The organism is Streptomyces sp. NPDC092370 (genome assembly GCF_044755265.1).
Classification (GTDB): domain Bacteria; phylum Actinomycetota; class Actinomycetes; order Streptomycetales; family Streptomycetaceae; genus Streptomyces.
Genome location: NZ_JBIVQO010000001.1, coordinates 562,941 through 587,495 on the forward strand (window position 1 = coordinate 562,941; position 24,555 = coordinate 587,495).

Consider the following 24,555-nt stretch of genomic DNA (forward strand, 5'->3'; position numbering starts at 1 on the left):
GCCGCCCTCAGCTGCGCGGCCGTGACGAGGAGGAACCGCAGGCCTTCAGCGCCGGCCCATGACTCAGACACCCACAGCTCACACCCTCGCGCAGGAGCAGGCGAGAGCGCAGCTCACCGTCCCCGCCCAGCACCCCATGGTGACCGTTCTGGGGTCCGGCGACTCCCTTCTGCGCGTGATCGAGAAGGCCTTCCCGGCGGCCGACATCCACGTCCGGGGCAACGAGATCAGCGCGGTCGGCGACGCCAAGGACGTCGCCCTCATTTCGCGCGTTTTCGACGAGATGATGCTGGTGCTCCGCACCGGGCAGCCGATGACGGAGGACGCAGTGGAACGCTCGATCGCCATGCTCAAGGCGAGCGACAACGGCGAGGGCGACGGCCAGGAGACCCCGGCCCAGGTGCTCACGCAGAACATCCTGTCCTCGCGCGGCCGCACGATCCGCCCCAAGACGCTCAACCAGAAGCGCTACGTGGACGCGATCGACAAGCACACGGTCGTCTTCGGCATCGGCCCCGCCGGCACCGGAAAGACCTACCTGGCGATGGCCAAGGCGGTGCAGGCCCTGCAGTCCAAGCAGGTCAACCGCATCATCCTGACCCGTCCCGCGGTCGAGGCGGGAGAGCGGCTCGGCTTCCTGCCGGGCACGCTCTACGAGAAGATCGACCCGTACCTGCGCCCCCTCTACGACGCCCTGCACGACATGCTCGACCCGGACTCGATCCCGCGGCTGATGGCGGCGGGCACCATCGAGGTCGCGCCGCTCGCCTACATGCGCGGCCGTACGCTCAACGACGCCTTCATCATCCTGGACGAGGCCCAGAACACGAGCCCCGAACAGATGAAGATGTTCCTCACCCGCCTCGGCTTCGAGTCGAAGATCGTGATCACGGGTGACGTGACGCAGGTCGACCTGCCCGACGGGACGAAGAGCGGTCTGCGCCAGGTGCAGGACATCCTGGAAGGCGTCGAGGACGTGCATTTCTCCCGGCTGTCGTCCCAGGACGTCGTCCGGCACAAGCTGGTGGGCCGTATCGTCGACGCGTACGAGAAGTACGACACCACGCACGGCACCCAGAACGGCGCGCACAAGGGCCGCGGCAAGTCCGGGCACAAGGGGAAGTAGACACACACAGCACCATGTCGATCGACGTCAACAACGAGTCCGGCACCGAGGTCGACGAGCAGGCGATCCTCGACATCGCCCGCTACGCGCTCACTCGGATGCGTATCCACCCGCTCTCCGAGCTCTCGGTGATCGTCGTGGACGCCGACGCCATGGAGCAGCTCCACATCCAGTGGATGGACCTGCCGGGTCCGACGGATGTCATGTCGTTCCCGATGGACGAGCTGCGCCCGCCCTCCAAGGACGACGACGAGCCGCCGCAGGGGCTGCTCGGCGACATCGTGCTGTGCCCCGAGGTCGCTCAGAAACAGGGCGAGGAAGCCGACACGCAGCACTCCATGGACGAGGAGCTCCAGCTGCTCACCGTCCACGGAGTGCTGCACCTGCTGGGCTACGACCACGAGGAACCGGACGAGAAGGCCGAGATGTTCGGCCTCCAGGCGGCCATCGTGGACGGATGGCGCGCGGAGCGGGGCCTGACCGGCCCGTCCCCGGCGCCGACGGTCTCCTGAGCCCGCCGATGAGCCCTCAACTCGCCCTGGGCGCCATCGCCCTGGTCGTCGTGGCCTGGCTCGCCGCCTGCGCGGAGGCGGGCCTCGCGCGCGTCTCCAGCTTCCGCGCCGAGGAGGCCGTGCGCTCCGGCCGCCGGGGCAGCGCCAAGCTCTCCCAGGTCGCCGCCGACCCCACCCGCTACCTCAACGTGGCGCTGCTGGTCCGCGTCGCCTGCGAGATGGCCGCCGCCGCCCTGATCACCTACGGCTGTCTGCAAGCGTTCGACGGCACCACCGAGGCCCTCCTCGTCGCCATCGCGGTCATGGTCCTCGTGTCGTACGTCGCCGTCGGCGTCTCCCCGCGCACCATCGGCCGGCAGCACCCCCTGCACACCGCGACGGTCTCGGCGTACGTCCTGGTACCGCTGGCCCGGATCATGGGCCCGGTCCCGTCGCTGCTCATCCTCATCGGCAACGCGCTCACGCCCGGCAAGGGCTTCCGCCGCGGCCCCTTCGCCTCCGAGGCGGAGCTGCGCGCGCTGGTCGACCTCGCCGAGAAGGAGTCCCTCATCGAGGACGAGGAGCGCCGCATGGTGCACTCGGTCTTCGAACTGGGCGACACCCTCGTCCGCGAGGTCATGGTCCCGCGCACGGACCTGGTGGTCATCGAGCGCTTCAAGACCATCCGCCAGGCCCTCACCCTCGCCCTGCGCTCCGGCTTCTCGCGCATCCCGGTGACCGGCGAGAGCGAGGACGACATCGTCGGGATCGTCTATCTGAAGGACCTCGTCCGCAAGACCCACATCAGCCGCGACGCCGAGTCCGAGCAGGTGTCCACGGCCATGCGTCCCGCGTTCTTCGTGCCCGACACCAAGAACGCCGGTGATCTGCTGCGCGAGATGCAGAAGGAACGCAACCACGTCGCCGTCGTCATCGACGAGTACGGCGGCACGGCCGGCATCGTCACCATCGAGGACATCCTCGAGGAGATCGTCGGCGAGATCACCGACGAGTACGACCGTGAACTGCCGCCGGTGGAAGACCTCGGCAAGGACCGCTTCCGGGTCACCGCCCGCCTCGACATCGGGGACCTGGGCGAGCTGTACGGCCTGGAGGCCTTCGACGACGAGGATGTCGAGACGGTCGGCGGTCTGCTGGCCAAGGCGCTGGGCCGCGTCCCCATCGCGGGCGCCTCCTCCGTCGTGGACCTGCCCGACGGCCGCCAGCTGCGCCTGACCGCGGAGGCCGCCGCCGGCCGCCGGAACAAGATCGTGACGGTGCTGGCGGAGCCGGTGGACCCGGCGGACCCGCCCGAGGAGGAGAAGCCGGAATGACTCCCCAGGAGCTGCGCGCGTTCTGCCTGTCCTTCAACGCGGCGGTGGAGGACTTCCCGTTCAGCCCGGAGATCTCGGTCTTCAAGGTGCAGGGCAAGCTCTTCGCCCTCTCCTTCCTGGACGCGCGCCCCCTGAAGGTCAACCTCAAGTGCGACCCCGACGAGGCGGTCCGCCTGCGCGGCGAGCACGAGGGGCTCATCGTGCCGGGCTGGCACATGAACAAGCGCCACTGGAACACGGTCACCGTCGACGGCGCCCTCCCGGACGAGCTGGTCCGGGAGCTCATCGAGGACTCCTACGACCTGGTCGTCGCGGGTCTGCCGCGAGCGGACCGCCTCCGCCTCAACTGCGCCTGACGCTTCCGTATGCTCGGATCATGACCGACAGCAGCGCGCTCGATCCCGAGGACCGCAAGATCGTCACCCTGGCCCGTTCCGCGCGGGCCCGCAACGGTGTGCCCGAGGGCGCGGCCGTACGGGACGAGACCGGACGCACCTATGTCGCGGGCACCGTGGCCCTCGACTCCCTGAAGCTCAGTGCCCTGCGGACGGCCGTGGCGATGGCGGTGGCGTCGGGCGCCCGGTCGCTGGAGGCGGCGGCGGTCGTGACGGAGGCGGAGACCGCGTCCGCGGAGGACCGGGCGGCGGTACGGGATCTGGGCAGCGCCGAGACGCCGGTCCTGGTGGCCGGGCCGGACGGGACGGTCCGGACCACCGTCACCGCCGGCTGAACGTCACTGTAACGGCGGCAATGGGGCCTGCACCGTGCCGCCCCGTGCTCCCACGGGCATCAAGGGAACCGTACGTTTCGACGGACCGTCAGGTCGGCTCTCCCGCAGCGTGGACTGAGACCGGGGCGGCGCGGCCCCGGCGTCAGAGCGCGTCGGGGCCGCGCTCGCCCGTCCGCACCCGCACGACCGTGTCGACGGGCAGCGCCCACACCTTGCCGTCGCCGATCTTGCCGGTGTGCGCGGCCTTCACGACCGCGTCGATGACGTCCTCGGCGACCGCGTCCTCGACGACGACCTCGATGCGGACCTTGGGCACCAGGTCGACCTGGTACTCGGCGCCGCGGTACACCTCGGTGTGGCCGCGCTGCCGACCGTAGCCGCTGGCCTCGCTCACGGTCAGGCCGTGCACGCCGAGTTCCTGCAGGGCGTTCTTGACCTCGTCGAGGCGGTACGGCTTGACGATCGCGGTGATGAGCTTCATGCCTGGGGGGTGACCTTCTGGGCGGGGGAGACGACGGAGGAGGAGACCGGGGCGCCGTGGCCCAGGACCCCGTGATCGTAGGCCGTCTCGGCGTGCACCGTAAGGTCCAGGCCGGTCTGCTCCTGCTCCTCGTCGGCACGGAAGCCCATCGCGGTGTCGATCAGCCTGCCGATGCCGTACGTCACGCCGAACGCGTACACCGCCACCACGACCACGGCCAGCAGCTGCTTGCCGAGCTGACCGAGGCCGCCGCCGTAGAGGAGGCCCTCGGCGCCGCCGGTCATCGACTCGACGGCGAAGACGCCGATGAGGAGGGTGCCGATGACCCCGCCGACCAGGTGGACGCCCACGACGTCCAGGGAGTCGTCGTAGTTCAGCTTGAACTTCCAGCTCACGGCGTACGAGCAGACGACGCCGGCGGCCAGGCCCACGACCAGCGCGCCGAGCAGGGAGACGGACCCGCAGGACGGGGTGATGGCGACCAGGCCCGCGACCGCGCCGGACGCGGCGCCCAGGGTCGTGGGATGGCCGTCGCGCTTCTGCTCCACGAAGAGCCAGCCCAGCAGTCCGGTGCAGCCCGCGGCGAGGGTGTTGAGGAACGCGGCGGCCGCGAGGCCGTTGGCGCCGAGGGCGGAGCCGGCGTTGAAGCCGAACCAGCCGAACCAGAGCAGACCGGCGCCCAGCATCACCATGGGCAGGTTGTGCGGGCGCATGGCGTCCTTCTTGAAGCCCAGGCGCGGGCCCAGGACCAGGCACAACGCCAGCCCGGAGGCGCCGGAGACGATCTCCACGGGCAGCCCGCCGGCGAAGTCCAGCGCACCCAGCCGCTCCAGGATCCAGCCGCCCGGTCCCCACACCCAGTGCGCGACCGGAACGTATACGAGCAGCGCCCACACCGGCACGAAGACCAGCCACGCTCCGAACTTCGCCCGGTCGGCGATGGCGCCGCTGACCAGCGCGGCCGTGACGATCGCGAAGGTGAGCTGGAAGGTGGCGAACAGCACCGTGGGGACCGTGCCCTGGACGCTGTCCGGGCCGACGCCGCTCATCCCGGCGTGGTCGAGCCCGCCGATGAGTCCGCCCGCGGCGTCCTCGCCGAAGGCCAGGGAGTAACCGGCCGCCAGCCACACCACGGTCACCAGCGCGATGGACACGAAGCTCATCATCAGCATGTTGAGCACGCTCTTCGTGCGGACCATGCCGCCGTAGAAGAGGGCCAGGCCCGGCGTCATGAGCAGGACGAGGGCGGTGGCGGCGAGCAGCCAGGCGGTGTCGCCGGTGTCGGCGGTCGGGGCGGCCAGAGGCACGGCGTCTCCAACGGGTGGGGGCTCCGGGGGCTCGTCAGAGGGTCACCGTCCCGCGTTTCCGGTTGCGTACGGGTATGTTTCCGTGACGTTTCGTTGCGTAAGGGTTTCGAGGAGCTCACGAGAGACGTCCGGTACAGGGCGGCTTCGTGGATCAGGGACAATGGGCGCCATGAGCGTTCGTACCCAGTCATCCGAAGAGCCGGCCGGAGCTGTCCACAGGGCCGGCTTCGCCTGCTTCGTGGGCCGTCCCAACGCGGGCAAGTCCACCCTCACGAATGCTCTGGTCGGCCAGAAGGTGGCGATCACGGCGAACCAGCCGCAGACGACGCGGCACACCGTGCGGGGCATCGTGCACCGCCCGGACGCCCAGCTGATCCTGGTCGACACCCCGGGGCTGCACAAACCGCGCACGCTGCTGGGCGAGCGGCTCAACGACGTCGTGCGCACCACGTGGGCCGAGGTCGACGTGATCGGCTTCTGTCTGCCGGCGAACGAGAAGCTCGGTCCCGGCGACCGCTTCATCGCGAAGGAACTGGCGTCCATCAAGAAGACGCCGAAGATCGCCATCGTCACCAAGACCGACCTGGTGGACAGCAAGGCGCTCGCCGAGCAGCTGATCGCCATCGACCAGCTCGGCAAGGAGCTCGGCTTCGAGTGGGCCGAGATCGTGCCGGTCTCGGCCGTCGCCGACCAGCAGGTGGGTCTGCTGGCGGACCTGCTCGTCCCCCTGCTGCCCGAGGGCCCCGCGCTCTACCCCGAGGGCGATCTGACCGACGAGCCCGAGCAGGTCATGATCGCGGAGCTGATCCGCGAGGCCGCGTTGGAGGGCGTCCGCGACGAGCTGCCGCACTCCATCGCGGTCGTCGTCGAGGAGATGCTCCCGCGCGAGGACCGCCCCGCCGACAAGCCCCTCCTCGACATCCACGCCTTCGTCTACATCGAGCGCCCCAGCCAGAAGGGCATCATCATCGGCCCCAAGGGCAAGCGTCTGAAGGAGGTCGGCATCAAGTCCCGCAAGCAGATCGAGGCGTTGCTGGGCACGCCGGTCTTCCTCGATCTGCACGTGAAGGTGGCCAAGGACTGGCAGCGGGATCCCCGGCAGTTGCGCAAACTGGGGTTCTGAGAACCCGCGGCTCGCTACAAGGCCGTCCGCAGACCCGCCCACACCGCGTTGCCGCCCGTGAGGGCCGAGCGGGTGAATGCTCCAGCTGTAGCCATCTCCCGTACGAGCAGCAGGCCGCGGCCGCCCTCGTCGTCCAGGCCGGGGCGGCGGTCCGGGATGCGGCGGCCCGTGCGGTCACCGTCGTGCCCCTCCAGCCGGAAGCGCGCGTCCGTCACCAGCCGCACGCCGCACAGGACGCGCTTCCCGAGCGTGTGCAGCACGGCGTCGGTGACCAGCCCGGACACGAGCGGCACGGCGTTCGCGCACACCTCCTCGGGCACCTGCCACGAGGCCGGCCGCGCGTTCAGGGCATGACGGGCGGCTCCTCCGGGGGGGGGGGGCGACGTCAGGGAAGGGTCGAGCGGACAACGGATCGTCCGGACGGGGAGTTGATACTTCCGGAACCCTGTCGCACAAGTAGCCATGCCCGCAGAGCTTTTCACGCTGCAACGGTCTCCCTGATGCACAGGGACGGCACCGCCCCCGGGGGGAACGAGCCGATGAAGGGTCGGCCCCCTGCCGGGCAAGCGTGACGGCCCTTCAGGAGGCACGGCGTGAACGACGCACGATCCGGCACCGGTGAGGGCGCCCCCCACGGTCCTGCGCATGGCCTCCTGGGCCACAGGCTCCAGGAGGCCCGGCAGCCCGGCCCCGCCGAAGGCGACGCCCCGACGGACGCGCGGCTCTCGGCGCGGGAGCTGGTGGAGCGGATCGGCGGTGCCGGCGACCACTTCCTCGTGGTCCGGCGGACACCGGGGTCAGCCTGTGGACCGGGTGGCATCAAGCCGTAGGCGTCTGCGCCCGCAGCAGCTCCCGGTACCAGTGGTACGACGCCTTGGGGGTTCGTTCCAGGGTGCCGAAGTCGACGTGGACCAGGCCGAAACGGCGTGCGTAGCCCTCCGCCCACTCGAAGTTGTCGAGCAGGGACCACACGAAGTAGCCGCGCACGTCGACACCCGCCTCCACCGCCCGGTGCAGGGCCCGCACATGGCCGTCCAGGTAGGCGATGCGGTCCTGGTCGTCGATGCCCGGGGACGAGCAGCCGTTCTCGGTGATGACGACGGGCGGGAGCCGGTCGCCGTAGCGGTCGCGGAACGTGGTGAGCAGTTCGGTGAGGCCCCCGGGCACGACCGGCCAGCCGAAGTCGGTGACCGGGTGGCCCTCGATCTCCCGGACGGAGAAGGGCAGTTCGGCGGGCATCGTGACCCCGCCGAACTCGATCTCCGCGCCCTGCGGGGCACCCACCCTGGTCGGCGCGTAGTAGTTGATCCCGTACCAGTCGAGCGGCTCGGCGATCACTTTCAGGTCCGCCTCCACGTTCCCCGGCATCAGCTCGCCGATGCCGTCCGGGTACCGGCCCAGCAGCAACGGGTCCGCGAACAGGCGGTTCAGCAGCAGGTCGTAGAACTCGGCCGCCTCCACGTCCGCCGCCTCGGTCGAGGCCGCCCAGGTCGGGCCGTGCGAGTTGGCGATGCCGATGTCCCCGGCGCCGGAGGCGCGCAGGGCCCGGACGGCCAGGCCGTGGGCGAGCAGCTGGTGGTGGGCGGCCGGCAGCGCGTCGAACAGCAGCCGCTTCCCCGGCGCGTGCACGCCCAGGGCGTGACCCAGCAGGGTGTGCTCGGCGGGCTCGTTCAGGGTGATCCACTTCGTCACACGGTCGCCCAGCCGGCCCGCGACCAGTGAGACGTGCTCGGCGAAACGTTCGGCCGTGTCCCGCTCCAGCCAGTCCAGGTCCGCCGGCAGATCCCAGTGGAACAGCGTCGGCACCGGGCGGACGCCGGCCGCGCACAGGTCGTCCACCAGCCGGTCGTAGAAGTCCAGGCCCTTGTCGGAGCGCACGCGCGGCCAGGAGATCGAGAAGCGGTAGGCGTTCACGCCGAGGCCTGCCAGGAGTGCCACGTCCTCGCGGTGGCGGTGGACGTGGTCGCAGGCCACCGCCGCCGTCGAGCCGTCCTTCACCCGTCCCGGCTCCGCCGTGAACGCGTCCCACACGGACGGCTCGCGCTCGTCCGCGGCGCCCTCGATCTGGTGCGCCGAGGTGGACACGCCCCAAAGGAAGCCGTCGGGGAATCGGGGGATCGCGGTGCCTGCGTCAGTCGCCATGCGCTGGATCATCCGTACCGACGGTAACGGAAGTCAACGGCCGGGCGGGAAGGAGCCGTTACGCCCCCTCCTTCAGCACCCGCGAGATCAGCTTGCGCTGTTCCTCGGTCAGCCGGGGATCCGCGCAGTACACGGTCTTCCCGTCCACCGTGAGCTGGTAGCTGAAGCCGTCCGGCACCCCGACCGGCGGCGTGCTCCGGCCGGCGGCGACCGCCTGCCCGGCCAGGGCGTGCCACTCGGCGGCATCCGGCCGGCCCGAGGTGTCCACCTCCGCGTGCCGCTCGATGCCCGCGAACCCGCCCGTGCGCCTCACCTGAATCCGCATGGGACCTGTCTAGTACGGAACTACAGGGTCCGCACCCCGACCCGCTCCCAGGCCTTCGACACGGCGTCCAGTTCCTCCCCGTCGCCGAAGCGCTCCCGGGCGGCCTCGACGGTGAGCGTGGCGAAGTCGGTGAACATCGCCTGCTGCGTCAGGCGACCGCTCGTCAGGACGTCGTACCAGACCTGTCCGGCCCGCTCCCAGGCGTGACCGCCGAGGGCGGTGGCCGCGAGGTAGAAGGCGTGGTTCGGGATGCCCGAGTTGATGTGCACACCACCGTTGTCGCGGCCGGTGCGCACGAAGCCGTCCATCGTGGCCGGCTGCGGGTCCTTGCCGAGGACGTCGTCGTCGTACGCCGTGCCCGGCTCCTTCATGGAGCGCAGGGCCGTGCCCGTCACCCGCGGGGCGAGCAGCCCGGCACCGATCAGCCAGTCGGCCTCGGCGGCGGTCTGGCCGAGCGTGTACTGCTTGATCAGGGCGCCGAAGACGTCCGACAGGGACTCGTTGAGCGCGCCCGGCTGGCCGAAGTAGGTGAGGTTGGCCGTGTACTGCGTGACGCCGTGCGCGAGTTCGTGGCCGATCACGTCGATCGGGATGGTGAAGTCGAGGAAGATCTCCCCGTCCCCGTCGCCGAAGACCATCTGCTCGCCGTTCCAGAACGCGTTGTTGTAGTCGCGGTCGTAGTGCACGGTCGCGATCAGAGGGAGGCCTTTCCCGTCGATCGAGTCGCGCCGGTAGGCCTGGAGGAACAGCTCGAAGGTGGCGCCGAGACCCGCGTAGGCGCGGTTGACGGTGGCGTCCTTGCCGGGCCTGTCGCCCTCGCCGCGGACCTTGTGGCCGGGCAGGTCGGTGCCGTGCCGGGCGTCGTGGACGGTGCGCCGCGGCTTGCCGTCGGCGACCGCGGCCACGGCGGTGGCGCCGATGACCGTGGTCAGGCGGCGCTGGGTGCGCTCGAAGGCGTCGCGCTGCAGGGTGCGGCGGGCGGGACCGGCGAGCGCGGGGTCCTCGGCCTGGGCGAGCCGGTCGAGGACATGGGGCGGAACGATGGTGCAGAAGACGGGCTCGAAGCCCCCGTGAGTCGTCATGCCCGGCACCTTTGCACTGCGTGACGACCCTGTCACCAGTCGCCACCATGATTGGTGAAATACCGGGACAACGTCCCTCACGTTCCGTGGTGGAGTGGTATAGCGCACTTTTTGTCCCGTATGTGCGTCGGGTCCCGCATACTGATACGACCCCACGCGCCGGGAGAGGCTCGGCTAGCATGCTGCGCATCATGCGTTTCGGGCTGCTTCTCCTTAGCTGCCGCGGCGAGGGCCTGTAGTCGAGGCCGACTCCCTCCCCGCGGAGCTTGGTGCTGCGTCGTCGGCCGTCCTTCCGGACACCCCCTGAGGAGCCCCCGCATCATGGCGAACCGCCAGCAGCCCAGTTCCATGCCGATCCACAAGTACGGCCGCTACGAGCAGGTCGACATCCCGGACCGCACCTGGCCGGAGCAGCGCATCACCACCGCCCCCCGCTGGCTCTCCACCGACCTGCGTGACGGCAACCAGGCCCTGATCGACCCCATGTCGCCGGCCCGCAAGCGTGCCATGTTCGACCTGCTGGTCAAGATGGGCTACAAGGAGATCGAGGTCGGCTTCCCGGCCTCCGGCCAGACCGACTTCGACTTCGTACGCTCCATCATCGAGGAGCCCGGGGCCATCCCCGACGACGTCACCATCTCCGTACTGACCCAGGCCCGCGAGGACCTGATCGAGCGCACGGTGGAGTCCCTGAAGGGCGCCAAGCGCGCCACGGTCCACCTGTACAACGCCACGGCCCCGGTCTTCCGCCGGGTCGTCTTCCGCGGCTCCAAGGACGACATCAAGCAGATCGCCGTCGACGGCACGCGCCTGGTCATGGAGTACGCGGAGAAGCTGCTGGGCCCCGAGACCGAGTTCGGCTACCAGTACAGCCCCGAGATCTTCACCGACACCGAACTGGACTTCGCGCTGGAGGTCTGCGAGGCGGTCATGGACGTCTGGCAGCCCGGCCCGGGCCGCGAGATCATCCTGAACCTGCCCGCCACCGTGGAACGGTCCACGCCGTCCACGCACGCCGACCGCTTCGAGTGGATGGGCCGCAACCTCTCCCGCCGCGAGCACGTCTGCCTGTCGATCCACCCGCACAACGACCGCGGCACCGCCGTCGCCGCCGCCGAGCTGGCCCTGATGGCCGGCGCCGACCGCGTCGAGGGCTGCCTGTTCGGGCAGGGCGAGCGCACCGGCAACGTCGACCTGGTCACCCTGGGCATGAACCTGTTCTCCCAGGGCGTCGACCCGCAGATCGACTTCTCCGACATCGACGAGATCCGTCGCACGTGGGAGTACTGCAACCAGATGGAGGTCCACCCGCGCCACCCGTACGTGGGCGACCTGGTCTACACGTCCTTCTCCGGCTCCCATCAGGACGCCATCAAGAAGGGCTTCGACGCCATGGAGGCCGACGCGGCCGCCCGGGGCGTCACCGTCGACGACATCGAGTGGGCCGTCCCCTACCTGCCCATCGACCCGAAGGACGTCGGCCGCTCCTACGAGGCGGTCATCCGGGTCAACTCGCAGTCCGGCAAGGGCGGTATCGCCTACGTCCTGAAGAACGACCACAAGCTGGACCTGCCGCGCCGGATGCAGATCGAGTTCTCCAAGCTCATCCAGGCGAAGACCGACGCCGAGGGCGGCGAGGTCACGCCGAAGGACATCTGGTCGGTCTTCCAGGACGAGTACCTGCCCAACCCCGAGAACCCGTGGGGCCGGATCCAGGTCAAGAACAACCAGTCGACGACCGACACCGACGGCGTGGACACGCTGAAGGTGGAAGCCACGGTCGACGGCCAGGACACCGTCCTGACCGGTTCCGGCAACGGTCCGATCTCGGCCTTCTTCGACGCCCTGCAGTCCGTCGGCATCGACGTACGCCTGCTGGACTACCAGGAGCACACGATGAGCGAGGGCGCCTCCGCGCAGGCCGCCTCCTACATCGAGTGCGCGATCGGCGACAAGGTCCTGTGGGGCATCGGAATCGACGCCAACACGACGCGGGCCTCGCTGAAGGCGGTCGTCTCGGCCGTCAACCGCGCGGCTCGCTGACCAGCCGTACGGGTCTGCGTCCGAAGGCCGCTCGAGGGACGCCACAGGGGCCCCACCCGCCGGTGTACGGCGGGTGGGGCCCCGTCGTATACCGGCCATTCGCTGTGGAGGTCACGGAAAGGTCTCCTCCAGGGTGCTGACTCCACGTCTTTGATGTGGCTAACATCACGCAAGCGCGGCGGCGTTGCCGCGCGGCGTGACGGAGGTGCGACGTGCTGCCAGGACGGGGACGAAACGGTCATGCCGCCAGGTGTTCGCGCATCCTGGGCACCCGCACCGCGTGGACGGCCGCCGGTGACGGGGAGTTCTTCTGCCCCGGCTGCGGCGGCGACCGCAACTACCAGCGGCTGACCGGACAGCGCCGCTTCACCCTGCTCGGCCTGCCCGTGCTGCCGCGCGGCGAGACCGGCCCGGTCGTGGAGTGCGCCGCCTGCCGTCGCCACTTCGGCACGGACGCCCTCGACCACCCCACCACCACGCGCTTCTCCGCGATGCTCCGCGACGCCGTGCACACGGTCGCCCTCGCGGTGCTGGCCGCGGGCGGCGCCGGTTCCCGCACGGCACTGGAGGCCGCCGTACTCGCCGTGCGCGCGGCCGGCTTCGACGACTGCACCGAGGAGCGGCTGGCCGCCCTCGTCGAGGCGCTGGAGGCCGACACCGGCCGGATCACCGGCGGACCCTGCGGCGCCGGGCTCGCCATAGAGCTGCACGAGGCCTTGGACCCGCTCGCCCCGCACCTCGCCACCGTCGGCCGCGAATCGATCCTGCTGCAGGGCGCCCGCATCGCCCTCGCGGACGCGCCGTACACCCCGGCCGAGCGCGATGTGCTGGCGACGGTGGGTGCGGCGCTCACCCTCTGCTCCGACGACGTGAGCCGGCTGCTCGCAGCGGCGGCGCGCACGCCTTCGTAGGGCACGCCCCCACGTACTCCCCGGGGAGTAACACGCGGCCGGGACCACCCCCGGCAGTAGCCCCCGGTTCGACCTCACGCCCGACGAAACGGCCCCCGGCCGACGGGAGTCTGGAGACCGACCAGACACCCGACCGGAGGGAGCCGGACACATGGGGGCCGTAAGGACGCGTACCGGGCGGAAGCGGGCCGTGCCCTGGGTGGTGGTCGGGCTGTGGCTCGCCGCGCTCGTGCTGGTCGGGCCGCTCGCGGGCAAGTTCGCCGACATCCAGCAGAACCGCGCGGTCGACTACCTGCCCGACAGCGCCGACTCGACCCAGGTGGCGCGGATCCAGGACGAGTTGCCCGGCGGTGAGTCGACCGACCTGGTGCTCGTCTACCACCGTGACGGCCGTCTGACCGACGCCGACCGGCGCACCGCCGACCGGCAGATCACCGAGGTGAGCGGCGCCTACGACCTTTCCGGGGAGCCGCGGGGCATCCCGTCGAAGGACGGCTCCACTCTGATGTACCCGGTCTCGAGCACCCAGCCGGGCCAGGACGAGGAGGCCCGGGACGCGTTCGTCGACGGGGTGCGGGACATCGCCGACGGCGGCGGTGGGCTCAGCGTCGAGGTCGGCGGGCCCGGTGCGCTGAACACCGACATGAACAAGGTGTTCGGGACACTCGACGCCACGCTGCTGCTCGCCACGCTCGGCGTCGTCACCGTGCTGCTCATCCTCATCTACCGCAGCCCCTTCCTGTGGCTGGTGCCGCTCGCCGTGGCGGGCGCCGCCGCCGCCGTGTCGATGGCCGCCGGGTACGGGCTGCACGAACTGTTCGACGTCACCGTCACCGGGCAGAGCGGCGGCGTGATGACCGTGCTGGTCCTCGGCGCCGGCACCGACTACGCGCTGCTCCTCATCGCCCGCTACCGCGAGGAACTGCGGCGTCACGAGCGGCCGTACGACGCCATGCGCACCGCCCTGCGCGGCTGCGGACCGGCGATCCTCGCCTCCTCGGGGACCGTCGCGGCCGGGCTGCTGTGCCTGCTCGCTGCCGACCTCAACAGCAGCAGGGGCATGGGCCCGGTCGGCACGATCGGGGTGCTCGCCGCGCTGGTCGCCATGACGACCCTGCTGCCGGCGGTTCTGGTGCTGCTGGGGCGGCGGGTCTTCTGGCCGCTGATCCCGGCGTTCGGGAGTGAGCCGAAGGCCCGGCGGTCGCTGTTCGCCGCGATGGGCAGCTCGGCGACGCGGCGCCCCGCCACCGTGCTCGCCGGCGGGGCCGTGCTGCTCGGTGCTCTCGCGCTCGGTACGTTCAACCTGTCCGGCAGCCTGAAGCAGGAGGACTTCTTCACCGAGCGGCCCGAGTCCATCACGGCGATGCAGACGCTGGCACGGGAGTATCCCGAGCGGAGCAGCCGGCCCGTCACGGTCATCGCGCCCGAGGAGCGGGCCGAGGCGGTTGCCGAGCGGGCCCGGACCACCGGGGGCGTCGCCGAGGTGGCGCCCGGACGCAGTGGCTCGGGCTGGACCGAGATCGCCGTCTTCACCACCGCGGCCCCCGAGTCCCCGGCCGAGACCCGCACCATCGAGGCGCTGCGGGCCGGGCTCGATCCCGTGGGCGCGTACGTCGGCGGGCCCAGCGCGCAGCAGATCGACCTGGCCGAGAGCGAGGCGCGGGACCGGAAGGTGATCGTGCCGCTGGTGCTCGGTGCCGTGTTCGTCATCCTGGTCGGGCTGTTGCGCAGCCTCGTCGCGCCGCTGCTGTTGCTGGCGGCGGTGGTGGCGGTCTGGGGCGCCGCGCTCGGGATCGGCGGGCTGGTCTTCGAGCCGGTGTTCGGGTTCGCCGGGAACGATCCGGGGCTCGGGCTGCTGTCCTTCGTGTTCCTGGTCGCCCTCGGTGTCGACTACGGCATCTTCCTGATGCACCGGATGCGGGAGGAGTCCGTGGGCGGCGCCGAGCCGGAGGCGGCGGCGCTCACCGCGCTGCGGACGACCGGCGGGGTCATCGCCTCGGCGGGGGTCGTGCTGGCGGCGACCTTCGCGGTGTTGACCACGCTGCCCATGGTGGGGCTGGTCGAGCTCGGGTTCGTGATCGCGGTCGGGGTGCTGCTCGACACGTTCCTGGTGCGGACGTACCTGGTGACCACCGCGAGTGTGCTGCTCAAGCGCCGGGTGTGGTGGCCGGGGAAGCTCTCGCGGGCGCCGGAGCGGACGGTTCCGCCGAAGGAGCAGGAGCCTGTGGCCGCCAACGCCCGCTGACCCACGGCGCCCCTCCTCTCCCGGAGGGGCGCCCTCCTGGCCGAGGATGATGCCGTGCAGGCTCCCACCACCACCCAGCCGACCTGGTCGCGGCCCGCGGAGCGGATCATGGCCGCGATCAACCGCGACCCCCTGACCGCCCCGCACGCCCTCCGCAACGACGCGCTGCTCGCCCTTGCCGCCGCCGCGCTCGCCATCGCCCTGGCCCTGCTCGTCGACGACGGGCGCAGGCCCGACGCGCTGGGCTGGACGCTGCTGGTCGCCTGCAACGTGCCGATCGCGTGGCGGCGCCGGCGGCCCCTGCTGGTGCTGCTCGCGGTCGTGGTCTGTGTCGGGCCGTACCACGCCCTGGACAACAGCCACACCGCGCCGACCCCGGCGACGTACATCGCGCTCTACACGGTGGCCGTCACCGGCCGCCCGCTGCGCACCGTCCTGGTCGGGGCCGGGGTCATCAGCCTCTCGGTCGGCGTGATGCTCACCGTCAGCATGCACGAGGCGCTGGAGGTGCTCCGCATCTCGGGCTGGGTCGTCGCCGTGCTGTTCTGCGGTGCCGACGTGCGCGTCTACCGCCGGTACGTCGCCTCCATCGTGGAGCGCGCGGAACGTGCCGAACGCACCCGTGAGGAGGAGGCCCGGCGGCGGGTCGCCGAGGAGCGGCTGCGGATCGCCCGGGATCTGCACGACCTGCTCGCCCACAGCATCACCCTCATCGGGGTGCAGACCTCCGTCGCCGCCCATGTGCTGTCCGCCGACCCGGAGCGGCTCGACCGGGAGACGGTCGCCAAGGCCCTCGACGACATCGCCGAGACCTGCCGCAGCGCCCGCGGTGAACTCCGTACGACCCTGGAGGTGCTGCGCGAGCACGGCCCCCCGGACGCCCGCGGCCCGCTGCCCGGCCTCGACGGCCTGCCCGACCTGGCCCGGGCCGCGCGGCTCGCCGGAGCCCGGGTCGAGCAGACGGTGCGGATACGGCACGCGCCGCCCGCCGTCGGCGCCGCCGCCTACCGCATCGTGCAGGAGGCCCTGACGAACGCGGTACGGCACGCGGGGCCCGAACCGGCCGTCCGGGTCGAGCTGGACGAGCGGAACGGCGCCCTGCACCTGTCGGTCCGCGACGGCGGCACCGGACCGGCCCCGGGTACGACCCCGGGCTTCGGGCTCGTCGGCATGCGCGAGCGGGCCCGCAGCGTCGGTGGCACACTCGACGCCAAACCGCGCACCGGGGGCGGATTCGAGGTGACCGCGGTCCTGCCGCTGGCCACGACGGGGGAGAGGACCGGATGACCGTACGGGTGCTGCTCGCGGACGACCAGACGCTGGTGCGGGAGGCGTTCGCGATGCTCGTGGAGTCGGCCAGGGACATGGAGGTCGTCGGTCAGGCCGCCACCGGGAGGCAGGCCGTCGAACTGGCCCGCAGCGCACGCGCCGACCTCGTGGTGATGGACATCCGCATGCCCGATCTCGACGGCATCGAGGCGACCCGGCTCATCGCCGCCGACGAGGACCTCGCGGGCGTGCGGGTGCTCGTCCTCACCACGTACGACACCGACGAGAACATCGTCGACGCCCTGCGCGCCGGTGCCTCCGGGTTCCTGGTGAAGGACACCAGGCCGGCCGAACTCCTCGACGCCATCCGCACGGTCGCGGCCGGGGATTCCCTGCTGTCGCCCGGGCCCACGGCACGGCTGATCGAGCGGTTCCTGCGCAGCCCCCGCGCACCGGAGACCGGCGGGCCCGAGTGCCTGTCCGGCCGGGAGCGGGAGGTGCTCGCGCTGGTCGCGCGCGGCCTCAACAACACCGAGATCGCCAACGCGCTGGGTCTGAGCCCGCTCACCGCGAAGACCCACGTCAGCCGGATCATGGGCAAACTGGCGGCACGGGACCGGGCGCAGCTGGTCATCGTCGCGTACGAGTCGGGGATGGTGACGCCGGGGAGCGTCTGAAGGACGGGTTCTAGAGCAGCCCGGCCGCCGCCAGGTACTTGCCCACCCGCTCCACCTCCTCCGGCGACAGCGGGATCTGCGGCCGCGCCGTCGCCGGGCAGCCGATCACGCCCCGCAGGTGCAGGGCGGCCTTGAAGGCGCCGATCGCCGAGGAGTTCGGTCCCATCCGGGCCGGGTCGCCGACGGTCACCATGCCGAACAGCGCGCACAGGCGCTCCTGTTCGGCACGGGCCGCGTCCCAGTCCCCGGCGCGGCACAGGCGGTCCAGGCGGACGTAGCCGTGCGGGTCGACGTTGCCGAGGCCCGGCACCGTGCCGTCCGCGCCGATCGCGAGGGCCGCGTCGACGATCAGCTCGGAGCCGGTCAGCACGCTGAATCCGGTGACGCCCTGGCGTTCCCGGACTCCGGTCACGACCTGGCGGAAGGCGGCCAGGTCACCGCTGGAGTCCTTGAGCCCGGCCACGACACCGTCCGCGGCCAGCTCCAGCACCACGTCGGCAGGCAGCTTCGTGTGGACGGCGAGGGGAAGGTCGTAGGCGATCACCGGGACCGGGCTCGCGGCGGCGACCGCGCGGTAGTGGCGGGCGATCTCCGCCGGGTGGGTCCGGGCGTAGAACGGGGCGGTGACGACGACCGCGTCCGCGCCCGCCGCCGTCACCGACGCGACATGGTCCAGGACCCGGGGCGTCGTCATGTCGATCGCCCCGGCCAGCACCGGCAGCTGCCCGCCCACATGGCCGGTGACCGACTCGACGACCAGCCTGCGCTGCCGGTCGGGGAGGTACGCGGCCTCCGAGGTCGAGCCGAGCACGAACAGTCCGTGCACGCCGCCGGCCAGCAGATGGTCGACGAGTCCGAGCAGTGAGGGGACGTCCACCTCGCCGTCCGGTGTCAGGGGCGTGCAGACGGGCGGGATGACACCGCTCAGCGGGGCGAAGGTCATGGCGCCTCCATCGGGTCGCGTCGGTGGACGAGGTCGCGGGTCGACTCGTCCTCCCGGACAGGATGGTGGCAGCGGAAGCGGTGCGCGGGTGCCGACGCGGCGGAGAAGCCCGGCATCTCGTCCGCGCACATGCCGTCCGCCTTCCAGCAGCGGGTGCGGAACGGGCAGCCGCTCGGCGGCCGGGTCGCCGACGGGACCGGGCCGGCCAGCGGGATCGGTTCGATCGGGTCGAGCAGGCCGGGCGTGGCGGAGAACAGGGCACGGGTGTACGGGTGCCGGGCCCGGTCGGTGACCAGGGCGGCCGGGGACTCCTCCACGATCCGGCCCAGATACATGGTGATCACGCGATCGCTCATGCGCCGTACCGTCTGGATGTCGTGCGAGACGAACACCAGCGCCAGACCGAGGCGTTCCCTCAGGTCCAGCAGGAGGTTGAGGATCTGGGCCCGGACCGACACGTCCAGGGCGCTCGTCGGCTCGTCGGCCACGACCAGATCCGGGTCAAGGGCCAGGGCCCGGGCGATCGCCACGCGCTGGCGCTGCCCGCCCGAGAGCCGGCCGGGCAGGGCACCGGCGAGGGGCCGGGGCAGGCCGACGAGGGACATCAGCTCGCGGACCCTGTCGTCGCGCTGCCTCCTCGTGCCCCGGTCGTGCACGTCCAGCGGGTCCCGCAGGATCTGCCGGACGGTCAGGCGGCGGTTCAGGGCCGTCGACGGGTCCTGGAAGATCATGCCGGTGCCGCCGCCGACGGTCCGGCGCCGCTCGGCGGCCGGCATCGCCCACAGGTCCCTGCCCCGGAACGACACCGTCCCCCGCGTCGGCCGCTCCACCCCCACCAGCACCTTCGCCAGCGTCGACTTGCCGCAGCCCGACTCGCCGACCACGCCGACGGTCTCGCCGGGCGCGATCACCAGGTCGGCGCCGGTCAGGGCGTACACCCGCTCGCGGGTGAAGAGGCCACCGCCGCGGGCCTTGTGGACGACGTGGGCGTCGGTTAGCTCCACAAGAGCGGGCTGTGCGTTCATGACACCGCCTCGGTCTCGGTGGCCGCGAGCTCCGTCGCCGGGTGATGGCAGGCCGCCGTGTGCGCCGGCGTGCCGGCCAGGACGGGGGCCGTCGTCCGGCAGACGGCGCTCGCGCGCGGGCAGCGGCCGGCGAAGCGGCACCCCGCGGGGAAGTCGGCCGGGGCCGGCACGACGCCCCTGATCTGCGTCATCCGCTCCTGCCCCGACTCCAGCGACAGGACGCTGCCGAGCAGACCGCGTGTGTAGTGGTGGGCCGGGGCCCCCACCAGGTCGGCGGTCACGCCCGCCTCCACGATCTGCCCGCCGTACATCACCACCACGCGGTCGGTGACGTCCGCGACCAGCGCCAGGTCGTGCGAGACGAGGATCAGCGCGAAGCCGAGCTCCTCGCGCAGCCGCAGCAGCAGCTCCATGACCTGCGCCTGCACGGTCACGTCCAGGGCGGTCGTCGGCTCGTCGGCGACGATCAGCTTCGGGTCGCGGGACAGGGCCATGGCGATGAGGACGCGCTGGCGCTGCCCGCCGGACAGTTCGTGCGGGTAGCTGCGCAGGGTGCGCCCCGGGTCGAGGCCCACCATCGTCAGCAGCTCGGCGGGGCTCCGGTGCCCGCCGCGTCGCACGACCTGCTTCAGCTGGGCGCGGATCGTCATCGCCGGGTTCAGCGACGACAGGGCGTCCTGGTAGATCATCGCCATCTCGTGGCCGAGCAGCCCGCGGCGTACGCGCATCGGTTCGGCGAGCAGGTCCCGCCCGTGGAAACGGACCTGGCCGCCGATCCGCGCCCCCTTCGGCGGCAGGCCCATGATCGCCAGCGCGGTCAGGGACTTGCCGCAGCCCGACTCGCCGACCAGCCCGAGCACCTCCCCGGGGCGCACCTCGAAGCCGATGCCGTCCACGATGTCCACGCCGCCGTGCCGCTGGTCGAAGCCGATCGTGAGGTTCTCCACCGCGAGCACCGGCTGCCCGCCCCGGGGCAGCGGACGGGCCCGGGCCCGCAGCCGCCGGGCCGCCTCCGCCAGACCGGGCAGCCGCACGACCTCCCCGCTGCCGGGCTCCGGGGCCTCCACCGGGTCATCGCCGGGCGCCTCGGCATCCCGCGCCGACGGGGCCGCCCACGCGTCGGACACGCCCTCGGACAGGATGTTCAGCGACAGCACGGTGACCAGCATCAGCAGCCCGGGGAACACCGTCGCCCACCAGCCGCCGGTCAGCACCATGTTCTTGCCGTCCGCGATGACACTGCCCCAGGACGGGTCCGGCGGCCGTACGCCCGCCCCGATGAACGACAGCGACGCCTCGAACACGACCGCCTCGGCGACCTGGACCGTGCAGAACACCAGCACCGGCGCGGCGCAGTTGACCGCCACGTGCCGCAGCACGATGTGCGGAGTGCGGGCGCCGATCACCCGTTCCGCCGTCACATAGTCCTCGCCGTACTGGTCGAGGACGTTCGCCCGGACCACCCGCGCCACCGGCGGCGTGAACAGGAACGCGATCGCGCAGATCAGCACCGTGATGCCACCGCCGAACACCGCCACCAGCACGGCGGCCAGCGCGATCCCCGGGAACGCCATCACGATGTCCAGGCAGCGCATCAGCGTCTCGTCCACCGCCTTGCGGGAGGTCGCCGCGATCGCCCCCAGCAGCGCGCCGGCCACCAGGGCGAGTCCGGTCGCGCCGAGCCCGATCGCCAGCGACCAGCGCGCCCCGTACATCAGCCGGCTCAGGATGTCCCGGCCGAGGCTGTCCTGGCCCATCCAGTGCCCGGCCGACGGATGCCCGGTGCCGTCCGCCGGCGGCTGCTGGTCGAGTGGGTCGTGCGGGGCGAGGAGCGGCGCGCACAGCGCCATCACGGCGACGACCGCCAGGAAGCAGACGGCGATCCTCGACGGCACCGGCAGCCTGCGCGGGCCGCGCAGCCGGACACCGGGCCGGCACAGCGCCTCGGCCAGGCCCTTGCGGGTCATCATGCGGTCATCATGGGGGCGCATCCCTCAATCGCGGGTTGACCAGCAGGTACAGGACGTCGATGACCAGGTTCACCACGACGAATCCGGCCGCCGTGGTCAGCACCACGCCCTGCACGACGGCCGGATCGCCGTTCTTCACGGCGTCGATCATCAGCTTGCCCATGCCGGGCAGCGAGAAGATCGTCTCGATGACGACCGCGCCGCCCAGCAGATAGCCGACGCGCAGACCGAGCACGGTGAGCGGGGTGACGAGCGCGTTGCGCAGCACGTTGCGCCCCACGACCACCCGCGGCGGCAGTCCGCTCCCGATCGCCGTCCGTACGTAGTCCTTGTCCAGTTCCTCGACCACGGCCGTGCGCACGATCCGGGTCAGCTGCGCCGCCACCGGAAGCGACAGCGCGAACGCCGGCAGGGTCATGGTCTTCAGCCAGCCGGTGAGCGAGTCGGCCGGGTTGATGTAACCGCCGGTCGGGAACCAGCCCAGGTCGACGGCCAGGTACTGGATCATCAGCAGTGCCAGCCAGAAGCCGGGCGCCGCGACACCGGTGAGGGACACCACCCGGATGATCTGGTCGGGCAGCCGGTCCCGGTGGATCGCCGCGGTCACGCCGCCCAGGAGGGCCAGTACGACCGCTATGCCCAGGCCGAGGAACGTCAGCTGGAGGGTGAGCGGCAGCGCGGTGGCGACCTGGTCGAGCACCGGCGCCCGGGTCAGCGCGCTCGTGCCGAGGTCGCCGTGGAGCAGATCGGCGACGAAGCCGGCGTAGCGCACCGGCAGCGGATCCAGCAGGCCGTGTTCCTCGCGGAAGTCGTGCAACTGCCGTGGCGTCGGGTTGGCGCCCTGGAAGAACGCCGACGCCGGGTCGACGTCCGAGAACCGCATCACCAGGAACACGAACAGCACGATGCCGAGCATCAGCGGCACGAGCAGGGCGACACGGCGGAGCAGGATCCGCAGGACGGCCGTCATGTGGCTAGGCCCACTTGGCCTGGAGGAGGTTGATGCCCGGGTAGGGCTGCGCCCTTATCCCGCTGAGCCGCGCCGGGTCCCAGGCGGTCATCAGCTCGTTGTGGACGACCGGGTAGAGCACGGCCTGTTCGGCGACGACGTCGATGTAGTCCTGGACCATCGTCTTCTTCTTCTGCGGGTCGGGCTCCCGGGTGGCCCGGTCCATGTCCGTGAAGAGCTGCCTGGCGACCGGGTCGGAGGCCCACCGCGTGTACTGCATCCACAGGTTGTCGGGCCCGTAGTTGTACCGCATGATCAGGTCGGCGTCGACGCCGAACTGGTTGGGGTTCGAGGCGGCGGCCACCACCTGGTAGTCCTGCTTCTGGTCCATCTTCGTGAAGACGGCCGTGGTCTCCTGCGGGGACAGGGTCGTCCTCACCCCGATCGCGTCCCAGGACGCCTTGACGGTGGGCAGGCAGTCGACGATCCAGCTGACGTTCACGGCGAGGATGTCGATGCTCAGCCCTTCGGCCCCGGCCTCCTTCAGCAGGGCCTTCGCCCTGTCGGGGTCGTGGTCGTAGACCGTCTTCGCCCGGCGGTAGGACGGGTTGGCCTCGTCGAGGAAGGAACTGGAGGGCTTGCCGTGGCCCTTGAGGGCGACCTCCACCATCTTCTCGGTGTCGATGGCGTAGTGCAGGGCCTGGCGCACCCGCACGTCGTCGAAGGGCTTGTGCCTGGTGTTGAACATCAGGAACAGGTTGTTCATCCCGGCCCCGCCGGCGACCGTCAGCCCGCCGCTCTCCAACTGCCCGATGTTGGCGTACGGGATGTTGTCCGCGATCTGGGCGCCCGCGCTCGACCCGGAGATCTTGGCGACCCGGGGTGCCGCGTCCACGATGGTCAGCCAGTTCATCTTCCGGAAGGCGGGCTTGCGGGGGCCGTTGTAGGCGTCGAAGGCTTCGAAGGTCGTGTTCGACTTCGGGTGGTGAGCGGTCTGCCGGTACGGCCCCGAGCCGATCGCCTTGCCCTTGACGGCGTCGTCCCAGCCGCCCGGCTTCGCGTACACGTGCCTCGGCATGATCTTGGCGAGCGTGAGCCGCGAAAGACCGTCCGGGAACGGGAACTTGAGCACCAGTTCGACGTTGTGCGCGTCGATCTTCCGGACCTCCTTCAGCCAGCTCGCGAAGAAGCCCTTGGCGAGGGTCTGGGTGTCCGGGTCGAGGATCCGCCGGAAGACGAACACCACGTCGTCGGCGGTGACGGGCCTGCCGTCGTGGAACGTCGCGCCCGCCCGCAACGCGAACCTCCATGACGTGCTGTCCGGATCCTTCGGCACCTCGGTCGCCAGCGCCGCGTACGGTTCCCGGGAGATCGGATCCGTGTCCAGCAGCCCCTCGTAGACGTGGTGGTTGGCGGCCATGCAGAACGCGGACGCCGTCTGGGTGGGGTCCCAGCTGCCGTCGTTGCCGTAGCCGATGACCGCGGTGAGCGTCCGTTCCCGGTCACCGCCAATGCCGGTGTCGTTGGTGGACTCCGGCCCGGACGAACAGGCCGACAGCGACGTGGAGACGGCGGCGGTCGCGCCCAGCGCGCCGGTGTACTTCAGGAACGACCGGCGGCGCGGTGCCGGCACGTCGGGGGTCACGTCGCGCACGGGTCCTCCAGCGAGGGTCCGGGGGGAAGGGGGCCGGCAGGGGAGATACGACGTCCTACGTCCTGCGGTCAGCGACCATAGGAGGGGGTATGGGGGCGGTCAAGGGATCGCACACGAATGGTGTATCCGCCAGAGGGCCGGACCAATGACGCCGTCGGTGGCGCGAGTTGACGGCTTGTCGGAGCAGGCCGAGCGCCGGCTACCGCCAGGGGCGGGGGTGGCATGGGGGTGATCCCGCCACCCGGCGAGCGGACGTGGAGCATGATGAGGGAGTGAGCGAGCTGTGGAGCGAGAGTGACACCGGCATCCTGCGACTGCCCTCGGGCCGCTTGATCCGCGGCCGGGGTCTGCGCCGCCCTCCGGACCCCGCCGCGCCCCTTCCCTCCTACGGCGTCTACCTGCTCGGCCGGCGACCGCCCGCGGTCCCCTGGGAGTCGGGCTGGATCCGCTGGCCCGACTTCCGCCTCCCGGCGGACCGGACGGCCGCCCGCACGACGCTGGCCGGCGTATGGGAACGGGCCGCGGCAGAGCGGGTGGAGATCGCCTGCGGCGGAGGGCGCGGCCGTACGGGCACGGCCCTGGCCTGCCTGGCGGTGCTGGACGGGGTGCCGGCGGAGGAGGCGGTGGGGTACGTCCGCCGGCACTACGACCGGCATGCCGTGGAGACGCCCTGGCAGCGGCGTTACGTGCGCCGGTTCGGCGAGGACTGAGCCTCTCCTTCGGCCCGG

Annotated in this window: 24 protein-coding genes; 13 read left to right on the top strand and 11 right to left on the bottom strand. The window is 71.5% G+C overall.

Features of this window, described 5'->3' with window-relative positions; translation table 11 throughout:
* Positions 1–58: 58 nt before the first annotated feature.
* From ACIQHQ_RS02455 to ACIQHQ_RS02475, 5 genes are read left to right on the top strand one after another with little or no spacing between them, the layout of a single operon-like run.
* A complete protein-coding gene (locus tag ACIQHQ_RS02455) occupies positions 59–1,126 on the top strand; it encodes a PhoH family protein (RefSeq protein ID WP_402609279.1) in 1,068 nt (355 codons plus the stop codon).
* A 14-nt stretch (positions 1,127–1,140) separates the two neighbouring features.
* Positions 1,141–1,638 carry an rRNA maturation RNase YbeY gene (ybeY, locus tag ACIQHQ_RS02460; protein WP_402609281.1) on the top strand — a complete coding sequence of 166 codons (498 nt, stop codon included), beginning with the start codon at positions 1,141–1,143 and terminating at the stop codon, positions 1,636–1,638.
* 8 nt (positions 1,639–1,646) lie between these two features.
* Entirely contained in the window at positions 1,647–2,951 is a 1,305-nt protein-coding gene (locus ACIQHQ_RS02465; protein WP_402609283.1) for a hemolysin family protein, read from the top strand.
* Entirely contained in the window at positions 2,948–3,307 is a 360-nt protein-coding gene (locus tag ACIQHQ_RS02470; RefSeq protein WP_402609285.1) for an MmcQ/YjbR family DNA-binding protein, read from the top strand. The genes ACIQHQ_RS02465 and ACIQHQ_RS02470 overlap by 4 nt, the downstream gene beginning before the upstream one ends.
* A 20-nt stretch (positions 3,308–3,327) precedes the next feature.
* Positions 3,328–3,681, top strand: coding sequence for a cytidine deaminase (locus tag ACIQHQ_RS02475; RefSeq protein WP_402609287.1), 354 nt, complete (start codon positions 3,328–3,330; stop codon positions 3,679–3,681).
* 142 nt (positions 3,682–3,823) lie between these two features.
* Here the strand turns inward: ACIQHQ_RS02475 and ACIQHQ_RS02480 are convergent, their stop codons facing one another.
* The gene (locus ACIQHQ_RS02480) at positions 3,824–4,162 is read right to left on the bottom strand and encodes a P-II family nitrogen regulator (protein ID WP_030836455.1); all 339 of its coding nucleotides are present in this window, start codon (positions 4,160–4,162) and stop codon (positions 3,824–3,826) included.
* On the bottom strand, positions 4,159–5,469 hold the full coding sequence (locus ACIQHQ_RS02485; RefSeq protein ID WP_402609289.1) for an ammonium transporter: 1,311 nt from the start codon (positions 5,467–5,469) through the stop codon (positions 4,159–4,161). Before ACIQHQ_RS02485 ends, ACIQHQ_RS02480 begins: the two co-directional genes overlap by 4 nt.
* A gap of 160 nt (positions 5,470–5,629) precedes the next feature.
* Between ACIQHQ_RS02485 and era the strand changes: the two genes are divergently transcribed.
* On the top strand, positions 5,630–6,592 hold the full coding sequence (gene era, locus ACIQHQ_RS02490) for a GTPase Era (protein WP_402609291.1): 963 nt from the start codon (positions 5,630–5,632) through the stop codon (positions 6,590–6,592).
* A gap of 14 nt (positions 6,593–6,606) precedes the next feature.
* On the opposite strand, the gene ACIQHQ_RS02495 is transcribed toward era, so the two are convergent.
* The gene (locus ACIQHQ_RS02495; protein ID WP_402609293.1) at positions 6,607–6,885 is read right to left on the bottom strand and encodes a hypothetical protein; all 279 of its coding nucleotides are present in this window, start codon (positions 6,883–6,885) and stop codon (positions 6,607–6,609) included.
* A 300-nt stretch (positions 6,886–7,185) separates the two neighbouring features.
* Here ACIQHQ_RS02495 and ACIQHQ_RS02500 point away from each other — a divergent pair, with 300 nt between their 5' ends.
* Complete coding sequence (locus tag ACIQHQ_RS02500; RefSeq protein ID WP_402609295.1) at positions 7,186–7,422, top strand: hypothetical protein; 237 nt, start codon at positions 7,186–7,188, stop codon at positions 7,420–7,422.
* Here the strand turns inward: ACIQHQ_RS02500 and ACIQHQ_RS02505 are convergent.
* Genes ACIQHQ_RS02505 through ACIQHQ_RS02515 form a run of 3 tightly spaced genes read right to left on the bottom strand, consistent with a single transcriptional unit; the run spans position 7,412 to position 10,141 of the window.
* The gene (locus ACIQHQ_RS02505) at positions 7,412–8,734 is read right to left on the bottom strand and encodes a GH1 family beta-glucosidase (RefSeq protein WP_402609297.1); all 1,323 of its coding nucleotides are present in this window, start codon (positions 8,732–8,734) and stop codon (positions 7,412–7,414) included. The two genes, ACIQHQ_RS02500 and ACIQHQ_RS02505, sit on opposite strands and share 11 nt — an antisense overlap.
* A 58-nt stretch (positions 8,735–8,792) precedes the next feature.
* Positions 8,793–9,059, bottom strand: coding sequence for a protealysin inhibitor emfourin (locus ACIQHQ_RS02510; protein ID WP_402609299.1), 267 nt, complete (start codon positions 9,057–9,059; stop codon positions 8,793–8,795).
* Between the two features lie 20 nt (positions 9,060–9,079).
* On the bottom strand, positions 9,080–10,141 hold the full coding sequence (locus tag ACIQHQ_RS02515) for a M4 family metallopeptidase (protein WP_402609301.1): 1,062 nt from the start codon (positions 10,139–10,141) through the stop codon (positions 9,080–9,082).
* A gap of 321 nt (positions 10,142–10,462) precedes the next feature.
* On the opposite strand from ACIQHQ_RS02515, the gene leuA reads away from it, so the two are divergent.
* The 5 genes from leuA (at position 10,463) to ACIQHQ_RS02540 (ending at position 17,286) form a co-directional block, all read left to right on the top strand.
* Complete coding sequence (gene leuA, locus ACIQHQ_RS02520; RefSeq protein ID WP_402609303.1) at positions 10,463–12,184, top strand: 2-isopropylmalate synthase; 1,722 nt, start codon at positions 10,463–10,465, stop codon at positions 12,182–12,184.
* 212 nt (positions 12,185–12,396) lie between these two features.
* Entirely contained in the window at positions 12,397–13,095 is a 699-nt protein-coding gene (locus ACIQHQ_RS02525; RefSeq protein ID WP_402609305.1) for a TerB family tellurite resistance protein, read from the top strand.
* A gap of 151 nt (positions 13,096–13,246) precedes the next feature.
* Positions 13,247–15,340: an MMPL family transporter gene (locus ACIQHQ_RS02530; protein WP_402609307.1), complete on the top strand. Its 2,094-nt coding sequence runs from the start codon at positions 13,247–13,249 to the stop codon at positions 15,338–15,340.
* A 108-nt stretch (positions 15,341–15,448) separates the two neighbouring features.
* A complete protein-coding gene (locus ACIQHQ_RS02535; RefSeq protein WP_402610604.1) occupies positions 15,449–16,627 on the top strand; it encodes a sensor histidine kinase in 1,179 nt (392 codons plus the stop codon).
* Positions 16,624–17,286 carry a response regulator gene (locus tag ACIQHQ_RS02540; RefSeq protein ID WP_402609309.1) on the top strand — a complete coding sequence of 221 codons (663 nt, stop codon included), beginning with the start codon at positions 16,624–16,626 and terminating at the stop codon, positions 17,284–17,286. The genes ACIQHQ_RS02535 and ACIQHQ_RS02540 overlap by 4 nt, the downstream gene beginning before the upstream one ends.
* A 10-nt stretch (positions 17,287–17,296) precedes the next feature.
* Here ACIQHQ_RS02540 and ACIQHQ_RS02545 read toward each other — a convergent pair whose 3' ends face one another.
* From ACIQHQ_RS02545 to ACIQHQ_RS02565, 5 genes are read right to left on the bottom strand one after another with little or no spacing between them, the layout of a single operon-like run.
* On the bottom strand, positions 17,297–18,229 hold the full coding sequence (locus tag ACIQHQ_RS02545; RefSeq protein ID WP_402609311.1) for a dihydrodipicolinate synthase family protein: 933 nt from the start codon (positions 18,227–18,229) through the stop codon (positions 17,297–17,299).
* Positions 18,226–19,254: an oligopeptide/dipeptide ABC transporter ATP-binding protein gene (locus tag ACIQHQ_RS02550; RefSeq protein ID WP_402609314.1), complete on the bottom strand. Its 1,029-nt coding sequence runs from the start codon at positions 19,252–19,254 to the stop codon at positions 18,226–18,228. The genes ACIQHQ_RS02545 and ACIQHQ_RS02550 overlap by 4 nt, the downstream gene beginning before the upstream one ends.
* Complete coding sequence (locus ACIQHQ_RS02555; protein WP_402609316.1) at positions 19,251–21,224, bottom strand: dipeptide/oligopeptide/nickel ABC transporter permease/ATP-binding protein; 1,974 nt, start codon at positions 21,222–21,224, stop codon at positions 19,251–19,253. Before ACIQHQ_RS02555 ends, ACIQHQ_RS02550 begins: the two co-directional genes overlap by 4 nt.
* Before the next feature lie 7 nt (positions 21,225–21,231).
* Positions 21,232–22,194, bottom strand: a complete 963-nt coding sequence (locus ACIQHQ_RS02560) for an ABC transporter permease (protein WP_402609318.1) — start codon at positions 22,192–22,194, stop codon at positions 21,232–21,234.
* Positions 22,195–22,198: 4 nt separating this feature from the next.
* The gene (locus tag ACIQHQ_RS02565) at positions 22,199–23,827 is read right to left on the bottom strand and encodes an ABC transporter substrate-binding protein (RefSeq protein ID WP_402609320.1); all 1,629 of its coding nucleotides are present in this window, start codon (positions 23,825–23,827) and stop codon (positions 22,199–22,201) included.
* 272 nt (positions 23,828–24,099) lie between these two features.
* On the opposite strand from ACIQHQ_RS02565, the gene ACIQHQ_RS02570 reads away from it, so the two are divergent.
* Entirely contained in the window at positions 24,100–24,537 is a 438-nt protein-coding gene (locus ACIQHQ_RS02570; protein ID WP_402609322.1) for a protein phosphatase, read from the top strand.
* Positions 24,538–24,555: the final 18 nt, after the last annotated feature.